This window comes from Erwinia pyrifoliae DSM 12163 (assembly GCF_000026985.1).
In the GTDB taxonomy this organism is placed as follows: Bacteria; Pseudomonadota; Gammaproteobacteria; order Enterobacterales; family Enterobacteriaceae; genus Erwinia; species Erwinia pyrifoliae.
The window spans coordinates 2,528,277-2,543,026 of sequence record NC_017390.1; the positions used below are offsets into that span (position 1 = coordinate 2,528,277).

Annotated in this window: 11 protein-coding genes and 2 pseudogenes; 5 read left to right on the top strand and 8 right to left on the bottom strand. The window is 53.0% G+C overall.

Annotated elements, in window-relative coordinates; translation table 11 throughout:
- Positions 1–52 precede the first annotated feature (52 nt).
- Together ycaO and EPYR_RS21100 are read left to right on the top strand one after the other, a co-directional pair.
- Entirely contained in the window at positions 53–1,810 is a 1,758-nt protein-coding gene (gene ycaO, locus EPYR_RS11425) for a 30S ribosomal protein S12 methylthiotransferase accessory factor YcaO (protein ID WP_012668560.1), read from the top strand.
- Positions 1,811–2,005: 195 nt separating this feature from the next.
- A pseudogene (locus tag EPYR_RS21100) lies at positions 2,006–2,266 on the top strand (glycine radical domain-containing protein); the annotation flags it as partial.
- On the opposite strand, the gene EPYR_RS21535 reads toward EPYR_RS21100, so the two are convergent.
- Positions 2,260–2,391, bottom strand: coding sequence for a hypothetical protein (locus tag EPYR_RS21535; RefSeq protein ID WP_375546370.1), 132 nt, complete (start codon positions 2,389–2,391; stop codon positions 2,260–2,262). The pseudogene EPYR_RS21100 and the gene EPYR_RS21535 overlap by 7 nt on opposite strands.
- Before the next feature lie 329 nt (positions 2,392–2,720).
- A complete protein-coding gene (locus EPYR_RS11435; RefSeq protein WP_012668561.1) occupies positions 2,721–3,872 on the bottom strand; it encodes an MFS transporter in 1,152 nt (383 codons plus the stop codon).
- A 375-nt stretch (positions 3,873–4,247) separates the two neighbouring features.
- Between EPYR_RS11435 and EPYR_RS11440 the strand changes: the two genes are divergently transcribed.
- Together EPYR_RS11440 and EPYR_RS11445 are read left to right on the top strand one after the other, a co-directional pair.
- Entirely contained in the window at positions 4,248–4,775 is a 528-nt protein-coding gene (locus EPYR_RS11440) for a hypothetical protein (RefSeq protein WP_012668562.1), read from the top strand.
- Between the two features lie 189 nt (positions 4,776–4,964).
- Positions 4,965–5,258 carry a hypothetical protein gene (locus EPYR_RS11445; RefSeq protein WP_012668563.1) on the top strand — a complete coding sequence of 98 codons (294 nt, stop codon included), beginning with the start codon at positions 4,965–4,967 and terminating at the stop codon, positions 5,256–5,258.
- Positions 5,259–5,610: 352 nt separating this feature from the next.
- On the opposite strand, the gene serS is transcribed toward EPYR_RS11445, so the two are convergent.
- The 6 genes and pseudogenes from serS to lrp form a co-directional block, all read right to left on the bottom strand.
- Entirely contained in the window at positions 5,611–6,903 is a 1,293-nt protein-coding gene (serS, locus tag EPYR_RS11450; protein ID WP_012668564.1) for a serine--tRNA ligase, read from the bottom strand.
- A gap of 96 nt (positions 6,904–6,999) precedes the next feature.
- Complete coding sequence (locus EPYR_RS11455) at positions 7,000–8,343, bottom strand: replication-associated recombination protein A (protein ID WP_012668565.1); 1,344 nt, start codon at positions 8,341–8,343, stop codon at positions 7,000–7,002.
- Positions 8,344–8,350: 7 nt separating this feature from the next.
- The gene (gene lolA / locus EPYR_RS11460) at positions 8,351–8,962 is read right to left on the bottom strand and encodes an outer membrane lipoprotein periplasmic chaperone LolA (protein WP_012668566.1); all 612 of its coding nucleotides are present in this window, start codon (positions 8,960–8,962) and stop codon (positions 8,351–8,353) included.
- A gap of 198 nt (positions 8,963–9,160) precedes the next feature.
- Complete coding sequence (locus EPYR_RS21540; RefSeq protein ID WP_414738039.1) at positions 9,161–10,705, bottom strand: DNA translocase FtsK; 1,545 nt, start codon at positions 10,703–10,705, stop codon at positions 9,161–9,163.
- Between the two features lie 243 nt (positions 10,706–10,948).
- Positions 10,949–12,559: pseudogene (locus EPYR_RS21545) on the bottom strand (DNA translocase FtsK 4TM domain-containing protein); the annotation flags it as partial.
- 118 nt (positions 12,560–12,677) lie between these two features.
- Positions 12,678–13,172: a leucine-responsive transcriptional regulator Lrp gene (gene lrp / locus EPYR_RS11470; RefSeq protein ID WP_004156893.1), complete on the bottom strand. Its 495-nt coding sequence runs from the start codon at positions 13,170–13,172 to the stop codon at positions 12,678–12,680.
- A gap of 525 nt (positions 13,173–13,697) precedes the next feature.
- On the opposite strand from lrp, the gene trxB reads away from it, so the two are divergent.
- Positions 13,698–14,663 carry a thioredoxin-disulfide reductase gene (gene trxB, locus EPYR_RS11475; RefSeq protein ID WP_014539135.1) on the top strand — a complete coding sequence of 322 codons (966 nt, stop codon included), beginning with the start codon at positions 13,698–13,700 and terminating at the stop codon, positions 14,661–14,663.
- Positions 14,664–14,750 lie beyond the last annotated feature (87 nt).

A 14,750-nucleotide genomic window follows, 5' to 3' on the forward strand; every position in this document is an offset into this window, starting at 1 on the left:
GAAACCCCGTATCATTGCGCGCTTTCCGCACAATCAATAACGAGTGGGCAAAATGACTCAAACTTTTATCCCAGGCAAAGACGCCGCGCTGGAAGTCTCAATATCACGCTTCCAGCAAAAATTGCAGGATCTGGGCTTCAACATTGAAGAGGCTTCCTGGCTGAACCCGGTTCCAAACGTCTGGTCAGTCCATATTCGCGATCGCGACTGTCCGCTGTGCTTCACCAATGGTAAAGGTGCCAGCAAAAAAGCTGCGCTGGCCTCTGCACTGGGTGAATATTTTGAACGTCTATCCACCAACTATTTCTTTGCCGACTTCTGGCTGGGTCAACAGGTCGCCAACAGCGATTTTGTTCATTATCCTGACGAAAAGTGGTTCCCACTAGCGGACGACGATAGCTTGCCTGAGGGCATTCTCGATGCACGTCTGCGTCAGTTCTACGACCCGGAAGATGAAGTTAGCGCCAGCGATCTGGTCGATCTGCAATCCGGTAATGCGGCACGGGGTATTTGCGCGCTGCCGTTTACCCGCCAGTCGGATCAGCAAACCGTTTATATTCCGATGAATATCATCGGCAACCTGTATGTGTCGAACGGTATGTCGGCGGGTAATACCGTTAACGAAGCTCGGGTACAGGGTCTTTCAGAAGTATTCGAACGTCATATCAAGAACCGCATTATCGCTGAATCTCTCAGCCTGCCGGCCATCCCACAGGCAGTGCTGAATCGCTATCCTGGCGTGCTGGAAGCCATTGCTACCCTTGAAGCGGAAGGTTTCCCCATCTTCTCTTACGATGCCTCACTGGGCGGTAAGTACCCGGTTATCTGCGTGGTGTTATTCAATCCCGCGAACGGCACCTGTTTTGCATCATTCGGCGCGCATCCAGACTTTGGCGTAGCGCTTGAGCGTACGGTCACCGAACTGTTACAAGGGCGCGGGTTGAAGGATCTGGACGTCTTTACTCCGCCAACCTTTGACGACGAGGAGGTCGCGGAACATGCCAACCTTGAAACGCATTTCATCGACTCCAGCGGTCTGATTTCCTGGGATATGTTCAAAGATGAAGCGGATTACGCTTTCGCGGACTGGAGCTTTAAAGGGACTACTGAAGAAGAGTTCGCTACGCTGATGGCGATTTTCAAATCAGAAGATCGTGAAGTTTATATTGCAGATTACGAACACCTGGATGTCTATGCTTGCCGCATTATCGTTCCGGGCATGTCCGATATCTACCCGGCAGAAGACCTGCTGCTGGCCAATAACAGCATGGGGGCTTATCTGCGCGATACGCTACTCAGCCTGCCAGACAGCAGCTGGGATAAGCCAGACTATCTGTCACTGTTGCAGCAGCTTGACGATGATGGCCACGACGACTTCACGCGCGTGCGTGAGCTACTGGGCCTGGCAACTGGTAAAGACAATGGCTGGTATACACTGCGCATTGGGGAACTCAAGGCCATGCTGGCTCTGGCAGGTGGAGACCTGCAACAGGCGCTGATTTGGACCGAGTGGACGATGGAGTTTAACCAGTCGATCTTCAGCGCAGAGCGTGCAAACTACTATCGCTGCCTGCAAACGCTGCTGCTGCTTAGCCAGGAAGAAGGACGCGATCCGCAGCAGTACTATGTTGCTTTTGTCCGCATGTATGGTCAGAGCGCAGTAGATGCCGCATCGGCTGCTATTGCTGGCGAAGCACCATTCTATGGTTTGCAGAGCGTGGACGACGACCTGAAAGCATTCCCGGCTCATCAGGCACTGCTGGCTGCTTATGAAAAACTCCAGTCCGCCAAACGCCGTCACTGGAAATAATGCCGTACAAAATGGGCATAAGATACACCAGCACGTTATATTGAACCCGTAGCGCTGGGGCAACACCAGCTAAAGCAAAGGTAACCGTTGTGGCGGTTACCTTTTTATTATCATTATTAAGCGGCAAAAGTTGCTGAACAGGATGGCGTTGATAAGCGACGAAAAAACCGTTGACTACATTGTGCCACACGCGCTGGGAAAAACGATGATGTGCGTAAAACCAACCCAGGCGGATTGATGGATGGCTATTTTCACCATGAGGCGTGCACTGAGGTGCACAACATCTCAATACCAATACCAATACCAATGCCACAAACCGCGAGATACTGCGGCAAGCGATGGAAAAAATATCCCCAGCTGACTGTCCGTGTTTCCAGCTAATCGGTGCGCTTTAATTCATTGACCAACCAACAGCAGGACGTCTTCACCCGCACCTTTACGCATTCATCTCAGTGAATCAGGATCACACCTGCCATGATACTGACGGCATTAAGCGCCGCGATGATGTGGTGATTGATGAGTTGCCGGAAGTCAGCAATCGGGTGATGCTTGACCTGAAGCAGGTCAATAACAATATCCATCAGAATCTGGGGGCCTCATCGTCGCACCCTCGATTTTGCCCGTTATCTGGCGCAGCGCCGCATCCGCCCCTGGATCCGTTATGTCGTGGTATTGGGTGCGCCGACGGCGCTTAATCAGCACATAGACGGGACAAATTCACCCGTCAGAGTGTTAACGTCGAGCAGACAGAACTGCTCCCTGTCATCAACCCGGTAAGCATAAATGGCTGGCGATGAGCAAGAGCACCCGCTGCGTGGCAGTCGGAACCAGACAACGGAAAACGCATATTCTGGAAGGCTATAGCCACTACGTCATGGATTAAACGGGCGAAGCCTTTTTCGCTTTTCTCTTATGCATGTGCTATTGGCGTAGCATGGCGATCGGTCTTGCGTAGTAACATCACCAGGTAGACCAGTGCCACACCGGCAATCATCACAAACAGCAGACGGTCGGAGTAATTTTGCATTAATATTGACGTCATTGCCGGGCCAACCAGACTGCCCACGGTATAGCTCAGCAACAACGCCTGATTCATCGCCACCAGCTCGTGATTTGCCACCGTTTCACAAGCCCAGGACATCGCTACCGGGTAGAGGGTAAATCCGGCACAGCCAAGGATAAACAGCGCAGGAGCCATGGCGGCATGACTCAGCATCGCCAAAGCGCCGAGGATAACAACAAACACCTGCACGCGCAGCACCAGCAGGCGGCCGAAGCGGTCCGCCAGGCGCCCCACCGGCCACTGACCAATAATGCCTGCACTGACCAGCAGCGCCATCCAGTAGCCGACGGTGGCATCGCTCATCCCCTGATGCGAAAGATAAAGCGGCATCAAACCGTACAGTGAGCCGAGCAGGATACCCGAGATAATACAGCCATTGATCCCCAGACGAGCGCTGCGGCGGCGCAACATCAGCCACATCCGCCCTGCCGGCAGCTCTTCTTCGCCCCGGCTGGCCGTTACGCGGCAGAATACCAGCGGCAGGATCGCCGCCAATACCACGCCGCTCACCCATGGTAATACATGCATCAATTCGGTGGAGACCTTGCTGACTAACAGCTGGCCGATCACGGTGCCGAGATAATAGACAATCATATAAGCGGCCAGCATGCGCCCACGATTATGCAAAGTGCCGTTGCACATCAGCGCACTTTCTACCACCACCCAAATCAGCGCACAGCCAATTCCGGCAATAAAACGCCACAAGGCCCATAAACCAAAGCCGGTTCCTAACCCCAGTGCGACAATCGCCAGTGCAAACAGCAACGAGGCAAAGTAATAACTGCGGTTAAACCCGTAGCGTTTGATCACCCAGCCAGCGATTAACGTGCCCAACAGATTGCCGCAATAGTAAGAAGAGCTGACGATGCCCACCTGCCAGGTGGGTAAGGCGTCATGCGTCAGCCATAGCGGAACCAAAGTATTAAGCACGGCGATAGAAACCGTCAGCAGCAGCAGGCCGCAGAGCAATACCAGAACAGGGCGTGACCAGGTGAACATAATAGTGAGTAACCGAAACGGGGTGATATTTTGCGCGCATCATGCCACCGCGCTGACGATTGGAAAAGCGTAATAAAACAGCAATAGCACGATTTGCACTTCGCCGATTTAATGATTCTGCCTACACCGGGATGGTAACACGCTAATATCACCTGGCACCCGGTTCGTTTCATTGATTTATAGTCAAATACCAGCCTGTAACATGAATTATCCATCATCTGTTTTGCTTCACGGCAGAGTCAATACGCTGGGTGACAAAAACGGCGCATAGAGCAACGGGAGCTGCAGGAACGGCATCTGGAGATGGAAAAATTTTAAAGCAGGCAGCCATATTAACGTAAAACGTCTGCAGCAGAGGGCAGCATAAGACGTTACTTGCATGTTGCAACTCGTGAGCTTGCGTTATCAGCAACGTTAAACGGACAGCGGGTAAATACTCAATACGCCAGCGAAAATAATACCAGCTCGAATAAAAATGAATACAGATTTAATGGTGCGGGCGTTGGTGCCAGTTACCAATTGTACCGGCTCTCCGATTTTACGCTTATTTTTGGTGGCGTTAATGCAAAAAATGGATTGATCAACCGTTACGTATTAGGCGCAGTCCTTAACTGGATCTATGATCCTCTGCTGCTTAACGTTTCAATTGGCTATCTTGATGGCATTTCCAAGGATAAATTCTCTAACGACCACACGGCTTATACAACATCCGGTAAAGTTATTTTTGCGGTTAATCCAGAGATAAATTTGAGCCAGGGCTTCTCTAAAGACTTTATTATCGCTAAAAGTCGCTTTCTTAATAAGAAAGAGCGAACCAGCACCACTTCTATGCTGGCAGGAATGAATATCAATTTAGTGGAAAATAGTGGCCATCGGCAATGCCTGTGCATCAGCGCCCAATAATTCGTCAGGCACCTCGAAGGTGATTTTCCAGGGAGTGGGCGGCTTCGTCGCCGGAGGCCTCAATCCGCTTGTCGGGCCAGCAGCAGCAGGAGTACCTGGTCAGAGTGCACACGGTGCCACTCAGGCATTTTTAGGAAGCGGGGGCGGTGGCAACAGCGGATGTCAAACCTGCCACGGAATATCAAATCCATGAGTATTGCGCTAACATTAATAATGATTTGCCTGTATCTCATTACATCCAGTGTTATCTTTCACAGCAGGCGCACGGGAGAAATTATTGCATTCGCACTGGTATTGCTGGTCTTTGGTTGGTTAAATCATTTCAGCACTTACACTTTATTTTATACGCTGGCCACGGTGATAGTTAATATCATCATCATCACTCCCCTGAAAAACAGAGAACACCTTACTAAGTTAAAGGGTACGGCTTTTCTTTTACCACTGGCAACGTTATTTAATTTAGCTGAACATTTTATCAGTTGACGATATGGCTCAGGAAGAGTTCTGGATAAATATTATGAAGTTGAGATTTCCGAAAAGGAATTGATAGATTTCGCCGGCGTAAAACCGGAGTATTCATTTCTTAACCTCGCCAGATTGGCAAAAAAACATTCAATAAATACGCCGGGCGTAAAAATAACACTGGCGCAGCTTTACAAAATCCATTCACCTACCATTTTTATATCAAGAGATTTGGTAAGGTTATTGATGCAGCGCGGCCAGTAAATTGCACTGACCTGTGGATGGCAAGTGCGGACTGGACTATGCGCTCAATGTGAAAAACCCGCCGGCGACGGGTTTAATCACTGAATAGCGAAATCATCAGCGCGCAGACTTAACCAATGAAGGTTAAACCTTTCATATAAGGGCGCAGAACTTCCGGCACTTCGATACGTCCATCGGCCTGCTGATAGTTTTCCAGCACCGCCACCAGGGTACGCCCCACGGCCAGTCCGGAACCGTTAAGGGTGTGCACCAGGCGAGTTTTTGTTTCGCCCTTAGGCCGGCAGCGTGCTTTCATACGCCGAGCCTGAAAATCTCCCATATTCGAGCAGGAAGAAATTTCACGGTAGGTATCCTGCGCCGGCAACCACACTTCAAGATCGTAGGTTTTTTGTGCACCGAAGCCCATATCTCCGGTGCATAACAGCACCTTGCGATACGGCAGATTAAGCAGCTGTAGGACTTTTTCAGCATGCCCGACCAATTCTTCCAGTGCATCCATTGAATCTTCCGGGCGCGTGACGTGCACCATTTCAACTTTATCGAACTGGTGCATGCGGATCAGTCCACGCGTATCACGACCATAGGCCCCGGCTTCGGAACGGAAGCAAGGCGTGTGCGCGGTCATTTTCAACGGCAGTGATTCTTCTTCCAAAATCTCATCGCGTACCAGATTGGTCAGCGGCACTTCAGAGGTGGGGATCAGCGCATAATTGCTGCTGGAAGCTTCTTCATCCAGCGGACGCGTATGAAACAGATCTTCGCCGAATTTCGGTAACTGGCCGGTGCCATACAGGCTGGCATGGTTGACCAGATAAGGCACGTAGGTTTCCTGATAGCCATGCTGTTCGGTGTGCAGATCGAGCATAAACTGGCTCAGGGCGCGGTGCATCAGCGCTATCTGGCCCTTCATTACGATAAAACGTGAGCCGGTGAGCTTAACCGCTGCGGCAAAATCCAGGCCCGCAGCCCGTTCACCCAGTTCAACATGGTCGCGCACGGTAAAGTCAAACTTACGCGGTACACCCCAGCGGCCGATCTCCTGGTTTTCACTGTCATCTTTGCCCAGCGGCACCACATCAGCGGGGATGTTTGGGATTGCCATTGAAAAGTCGTTAATGCTGGTCAGCAGCGCATCCAGCTCTGCTTTTGCCGCGTCCAGGCGTTCACCCAGCGCATTCACTTCCTGACGCAATGGCTCGATATCTTCCCCGCGCGCCTTGGCCTGGCCGATGGATTTGGATCGTGAGTTACGCTCAGCCTGCAGATTTTCTGTCTCAACCTGCAATACTTTGCGGCGTTCTTCGTGCGCGCGCAGCGTGTCAACGTCCAGCTTATAGCCCCGGCGTGCCAGTTTTTCAGCGACTGCGTCTGGCTCATTACGCAGTAGATTGGGATCGAGCATGGTTGTCCTGTGGATAGTTATTGAGTAAAAAAGAGGGGGACGCATCCACAATGTGAATACGTTGATTTCATTGCTAACCTTACCGCAACGCCACCATCAGCGGTAGCGTTTTATCGGGCTATTTTGATCCTGTTCCGTCAGCCAGGCAAGCTTTTCACCAATCTTGCCCTCCAGCCCGCGCGATGTCGGCTGATAATATCGCGTCTGCGCCAGTTCCGGCGGGAAATAGTTCTCCCCGGCGGCGTAGGCGTTGGCTTCATCATGAGCGTAGCGATATTCTGCTCCCAGCCCCATCTCTTTCATCAATTTGGTCGGCGCATTGCGCAAATGCTCAGGAACATCATAATCAGGGCTTTCGCGCGCATCGCGCAGCGCTGCCTTAAAAGCGTTGTAAACCGCGTTGCTTTTTGGTGCGCAGGCCAGATAAACAATCGCCTGCGCAATCGCCCGCTCCCCTTCGGCCGGGCCAACGCGGGTGAAACAGTCCCAGGCAGAAATAGCCACCTGCATACCACGCGGGTCTGCGTTACCGACATCTTCCGAGGCAATCGCCAGCAGCCGCCGCGCCACGTATAGCGGGTCGCCGCCCGCCGTGATAATACGCGCATACCAGTAGAGCGCCGCATCCGGTGCAGATCCACGCACCGACTTGTGCAAGGCAGAAATCAGGTCGTAAAAGCGGTCACCTTTATTATCAAAACGCGCACTGCGTTCTCCGGAGACTTCATTAAGCAGCTGCGGCGTCAGTTCACGCTTGCCCTTACCGTTAACCTCGGCCATATCGGCCATCATTTCCAGCGTATTCAGCGCGCGGCGGGCGTCGCCGTTGACCAGTTGCGCAATCATATTACGGGTGTTTTCCGGCAGGACAATATTGTCGTTGCCGTAGCCACGCTCGCCATCCTGCATAGCCTGGTCAAGCACCGTCGCAATATCCTCACTGGTGAGCGATTTCAACAAGTAGACGCGGGCGCGGGATAACAGCGCCGAGTTCAGCTCAAACGACGGATTTTCTGTGGTAGCACCAACAAAAGTGATGGTGCCATCCTCAATATGCGGCAAAAAAGCATCCTGCTGGCTTTTATTAAAGCGATGAACTTCATCAACAAACAGAATGGTGCGGCGCCCGGCGTGGCGATTTTGTCGCGCACGCTCAATCGCCTCACGGATCTCTTTCACTCCCGAGGTCACGGCAGAAATCCGCTCAACGTCGGCCTGGCCGTAGCGCCCGATGATCTCCGCCAGCGTGGTCTTGCCGGTCCCGGGCGGCCCCCATAAAATCATAGAATGAAGATGCCTAGCCTCGATAGCACGCGGCAGCGGTTTCCCCGCCGCCAGCAGATGCTGCTGGCCGATATATTCAGCCAGCGTGCGTGGCCTCATGCGCGCGGCCAGTGGCTGGAACTCATTACGGGAAAAGTCAAGGGACAGGTTACTCACGCCAACCTCACTGTCGCTGGTCGTCCACGGTCACGCCTTTCGGTGGGGTGAACTTGAATTTATCGGCGCTGATCGGACCATTCTTCTGGCTTTTCAAGGCATAGCTACTGCGTTGCCCGTCCTGTTCAATGGCGCTGAACTGGTTAATGGTTCCGTTTTGCGCCACATTGATGGTGAACTGTTTCAGGTTGCCATCGGCAGATTTAGGCGTCAGCGAGAAATCGTCACCTTTCTGTGTCACATGATACTGTTTCCAGTCACTGGCCTGATTGCGGGCGATAAGCATAAACGGCGTGTTGCTGGTGGCATCTTTCAGCAGACTGGCGCTAACCTGCTCAACGAACGGGTTGTAGAACCACAGGGTTTTACCATCCGCGATGAGGATGCTTTCATCAGGTGCGGTCATGTGCCAGTTGAACAGGTTCGGGCGCTGCACCCACATTTCACCTTCGCCGTCCTGCACCGATGCTCCGCTACCGTCTGTGACTTTCTGATCGAACGTAGCGTGGAAGCTTTTTACTTTGTCCAGACGCTGTTGCAAATCGCTCGTAGCATCAGCCCACGCGCCGGCAGCAGTAAAAGTCGCCAGCAAACAGCAGGAAATGATTAATTTTTTCATTACGGCATCCTTAGTGAAGCGCTTGTATCCCGTTTCGGGTTTAGCGTGACGTGGGTAACTTTAGCCAGGGAGTGACTGGAACAACAGGAGAAAAACTGATTTCCTCCAATCCTACCGTGCAGATATGGGGACAAACGATGAAGATTCAACGGGTAAGGCAAGCCTGACCCGTTGAGAGTTGCAGATCAGTGCGGGGAGTTATCTCTCATGTGGCGGAGGTGCCAACACTTCACGATTACCGTTATGGCCCGGAGACGAGACAATGCCCTGCGCTTCCATCTGTTCGATGATGCGCGCCGCACGGTTGTAGCCTATGCGGAACTGGCGCTGCACGCCCGAAATGGAGGCACGGCGTTTATCCACCACAAACTCAACCGCCTGGTCGAACAGCTGATCCAGCTCCTCCTCGCCGTCTATGCCGCCCGCCGCGCCTTCGCTGTCCTCACCTCCGCTAAGTATTCCTTCTTTGTACTGAGGACGTTCACGCGCTTTCCAGTCTTTGACCACCGCGTGGACTTCCTGATCGCGCACAAAGGCACCGTGCACGCGCACCGGGATCGACGAGTTAGGTGCCAGATACAACATGTCACCCATACCGAGCAACGACTCGGCTCCGCCCTGATCGAGGATGGTGCGCGAATCAATCTTACTGGAAACGGTAAACGCAATACGTGTCGGAATATTGGCTTTAATCAGGCCGGTAATGACGTCAACCGAAGGCCGCTGGGTAGCCAACACCAGATGGATGCCGGCAGCACGCGCTTTCTGCGCCAGGCGAGCAATCAGCTCTTCCACCTTTTTGCCCACGGTCATAATCAGGTCGGCGAACTCATCCACCATGACCACGATATAAGGCTCTTTCTCCAGCACCGGTGGGGTCATATCCATACTGTCCGTGGGTTTCCAGAACGGGTCGGGGATCGGACGCCCCATGGCATCGGCCATATCGACCTTTTCGTTATAGCCTGCAATATTACGCACGCCCAGCGCCGACATCAGCTTATAGCGGCGCTCCATCTCTACCACGCACCAGCGCAGCGCATTCGCCGCATCTTTCATATCGGTGACCACATCAGTTAACAGATGTGGAATACCTTCATAGACCGATAGCTCCAGCATTTTCGGGTCGATCATGATAAAGCGCACTTCTTTCGGCGTGGCTTTATACAGGATGCTGAGGATCATCGCATTGACCCCCACTGATTTACCCGAGCCGGTAGTACCCGCGACCAGCAGGTGAGGCATTTTGCCTAAGTCGGCGACCACCGGATCGCCAGAGATATCTTTACCCAGCACGATTGACAGCGGCGACGGATTATCGCGGAAAGCCGGGCAGTCCAGCACTTCTCGCAGATAGACCGTCTGGCGATGCACATTTGGCAGTTCCAGACCGACATAGGGTCGGCCAGGGATCACCTCGACGATACGTACCGCCACCGCCGACAGGGAGCGGGCCAGATCGCGTGACAGGTTTGAAATACGCGCTGCTTTAACCCCGGGTGCCAGATCAAGTTCGAAACGGGTGATCACCGGGCCGGGAGAATATCCGACAACCTCGGCCTTGACCCGATAATCGGCCAGACGGGCTTCGATAAGGCGGGCGGTCTGCTCAAGCGCAAACTGGTCTACCGGTTCGGTCTCTGACGGTGGCGAAGCCAGCAGATCGAGGGTTGGCAGCGGCGTGGTTGGCCTGTGCGTCGGCTGCTCATGGCGCATCAGGAACGGATGGATAAGGCTGTCCATATCCGGTTCCTGCGGGCTGATCGGCTGACCGGCTGCAGGAGAGCCAACAGGTTGATGCACCGCAGCCGCAGACCGCGCAGCTTCAACCGCTGGCGGCTGTTGCCATGCCGTAGCCGCAGCTTCAGCCGCTGGCGGCTGTTGCCATGCCGTAGCCGCAGCTTCAGCCGCTGGCGGCTGTCGTACTTCGGATTGCTGCCATTGAGACTGCTGCTGCGCTTCAGGCTCAGTTTCGGGGGTTGCAGACAGTGTAAACAGCGGTTCGACAGGACCTTCCTCTACCAAATCATCCATCGGTGAGAAATCAAAAGCACCGCGCGTATCAAACGTGAAGGCCGGCCCCTCATCCTTTACTGCGGATGCATATCGCTGCTGCTGCTGCGCGGCAAACTGGTTGGCCAGCTCAGCCTGCTGCAGGGCTTCTCCATTTTCCGCAGCCAGCTGGTCGTCGCTAGATTGGCGCATATCGTTCAAGGCAGCGCTCTGACTGCTCTGTTCTGACGTATAAGCTGCAGGTTGCTGCGTCTGCTCCTGCTCTTTCGCTTTTTCTTCAGCCATACGCTGCGAAGGAAGTTTAATACCCCAGGAAGCCAGTTCGCGACGCGTCGGCAGCTTGACCGGATTTGGCCGTGGCAGCTCAGGACCAATACCCTGCTTAACCTGTGGGTTGGCATCGTCACCGCTGGTGGCGGAAAAACCAGGCATAAATGGCGTGTTGTTGCTGGTTGGTTGCGCCACAGCGCCCAGCGCAGCACCGGTGGCAGCAGCCGTCACTGAAGCAGGGTGAGAAGCATGTGCGCTTGAGAAATCAAACGGCGAGGCGTTCTGCGCATCCCGCCAGTTACCCAGTGGCGGACCGTCATCTTGATCAAGCGGCAGCGATGGGGCTGGTGTCTGCACCTCAGATGGCATTTCGAAGCGGTAAAGCGGCGGGTCAACAGGCGTAGATTCGACCGCCTGCTGCGTTGGCACCGGCTGCTGGCTGACAGCCGTGCCGGGCTTTGCAGCGGCAGTGGGCGATTCAACCCGGTGACCTGCCGTTGCTTCTGCGCCAGGCACTGAAGCCGCATTAAGCAATGCGGCGTTGCCCCGTTCGTCAGGGTTTTTATCCTGCACGGGTTTTGGCTTCGACAGAAGAACATCATCAACGTGCGCAGAGTTGCTACCGGCGTTCAGGGCTGCGCTGTCGTTCTCCTCATCGTCAAGGTCATCTTCTTCCTGCTGCCATCTTTCATCACCGCGCGATCGGTTGCTGGCGAAGGTGAGTATGCCCATCACCACTGCGCCAATTTTTTCAGCGATGGTCAGCCAGGACCAGCCAGTATACAGCGTCAGGCCTGACGCCCAGACGCACAACAGCGTTAACGTGCCGCCAGGACCGCTTAAATACGGAGACATGGCACTGCTCAACAGGCTGCCAATAACCCCGCCTGAAGCGAAGTACCAGATATCATCGGCGTTGAGTGCAGCTAAACCGCATGATGTTATCACCAGTGCCAGAACACCAATCAGGCGCAGCGCAACGGCGAAATAATCGATGTAGTCCTGGGAATGGCGCTGCCGGAAAGTGATCCAGCACAGGCCCAGAATCACCGGAGGAATAGCATAAGCCATTACGCCAAAAACGAAAAACAGCGTGTCTGCGAGCCACGCCGCCACTCCCCCTCCAACATTGTGGATGGGTTCATGCCAGGCAGTTTGTGACCAGCTGGGATCGGAAGGATTGAAACTGACCAAAGCCACCATCAAATAAGCGGCGAATAAAGCAACAATAATCAGTAAGGCTTCAAGCAGGCGACGCCCGCTGCTCAAGGCTTGTAACGTAACTTCTTTATCTTCTGAGTATTCCTGGCTCAAGAGTATCTCCAGGTGCCTGTAAACTATGAAGGAAACAGCGCCGGACAAGCCCGACGCTGAACCTGTATGAATTCACAGGAGTGTAGCGAAAACTACCAGGCTTTGCACCTGCCCTGTGTTACCGAGTTTTAATGACTAACCGGTTACTTTGTTTTACTTCTTCCATGACCACGTAGGTACGGGTATCGTTCACCCCCGGCAGACGTAGCAGGGTTTCGCCGAGTAATTTACGGTATGCCGACATATCCGGTACACGCGTTTTTAATAAATAGTCGAAATCACCAGAAACAAGGTGACATTCTTGAGTTTCCTCAAGTTTTTGTACGGCGGCGTTAAATTGCTCAAACACATCCGGCGCACCGCGATTCAGAGTAATCTCAACGAATACCAGCAGTGAAGCATCCAGATAATGCGGATTGAGCTGAGCGGTATAACCGAGAATAAAACCCTGTCGTTCCAGACGACGTACGCGCTCCAGGCACGGTGTTGGCGATAAGCCGACGCGCTTAGAGAGTTCGACGTTAGAAATACGTCCATCTTTCTGTAGTTCATTCAAGATGTTGCGGTCAATTCTATCCAGATCTTTACCAGGTCGTTTTTTATTTTCTACCATTGTTGTCTCTCATATATTGCTTCCCTTTACCTGCCAGACCCTGAGCTACATCAATGTAACAGGGTTGATCTAAGTAGAAGACATAGAGCCTGTCGTGTTATTAAACACTTTATCCGCATGACGCATGTTGTCTGTCCACACCATGCGTCATTCCAAATAACAGACTGAGTTTATTCGGCCTTAAATGCAAAACACCGGGCGTAACCCCGGATTTCACTCTCGAATAGTCTCTGCTTCCCATAATGTTTTCGCAAAAGCGCAGCCGATTGTCAAAGCAAAACAAACAAAATCAGTACAACATGCCAAACAAGCTGCTGTCTCTCTGTTTTTCAATGACAATTTTCTCCTGACTGGGCCGTAACGGCTGACAGACCGCGGATTTATCAGTCAGAAAATACTCACCCCTACAGTTGATTGATGCCACCTTTTTCATTAATTGTTAACAAAATCGCAGAATGCTTTTTTTGCCTCGTCAAATTCCCTACAATCCTCTCATCTGTTTGCCAGTTAAATAATGAGGGTCTCATGAGTACGGCTAAACACAGTAAATTGCTGATTTTAGGTTCAGGTCCGGCTGGCTATACCGCTGCCGTTTACGCGGCGCGCGCTAATCTTAATCCGGTGCTGATCACCGGGTTGGAGAAAGGCGGCCAGCTGACCACCACTACCGACGTCGAAAACTGGCCTGGCGATGCCCATGAGCTTACCGGCCCGGGGCTGATGGATCGCATGCACGAACATGCTGTTAAATTTAACACGGAGATCGTCTTCGACCACATCCACAGTGTCGATCTGCAACATCGCCCGTTCCGTCTGACCGGTGACGAAGGCGAGTACACCGCCGATGCGCTGATTATCGCCACCGGAGCCTCAGCCCGCTATCTTGGCCTGCCTTCAGAAGAAGAATTTAAAGGGCGCGGTGTATCAGCCTGCGCCACCTGTGACGGCTTCTTTTATCGCAATCAGAAAGTTGCGGTGATCGGTGGCGGTAACACTGCCGTAGAGGAAGCGCTTTATCTGGCAAACATTGCTGCTGAAGTGCATCTGATCCACCGTCGCGACAGCTTCCGAGCCGAGAAAATACTGATCGATCGCCTGAATGAAAAGGTGAAAAACGGCAATATTATCCTGCATACCGATTATACGCTGTATGAAGTTCTGGGCGATCAGATGGGCGTCAGCGCACTGCGCCTGCGTTCAACCAAAGACGACCAGACGAAAGAACTGGCCGTTGCCGGACTGTTCGTCGCCATCGGCCACAGCCCGAACACGGCGATTTTCAACGGCCAGCTGGCGCTTGAAAACGGTTATATCAAGGTCCAGTCAGGGATTCATGGCAATGCCACTCAAACCAGCATTGCGGGCGTATTCGCTGCCGGTGACGTGATGGATCACATTTACCGTCAGGCGATTACCTCTGCCGGCACCGGCTGTATGGCTGCGCTTGACGCTGAACGCTATCTTGACGGGCTGGTTAAAAACAATCAGTAACCTGTTAAAATTTTGAGCTTATTATCACCAGGGCGACGAGCAATTGTCGCCTTTTTGCCCTCTGCGTTGTACCATTGCCACGACATC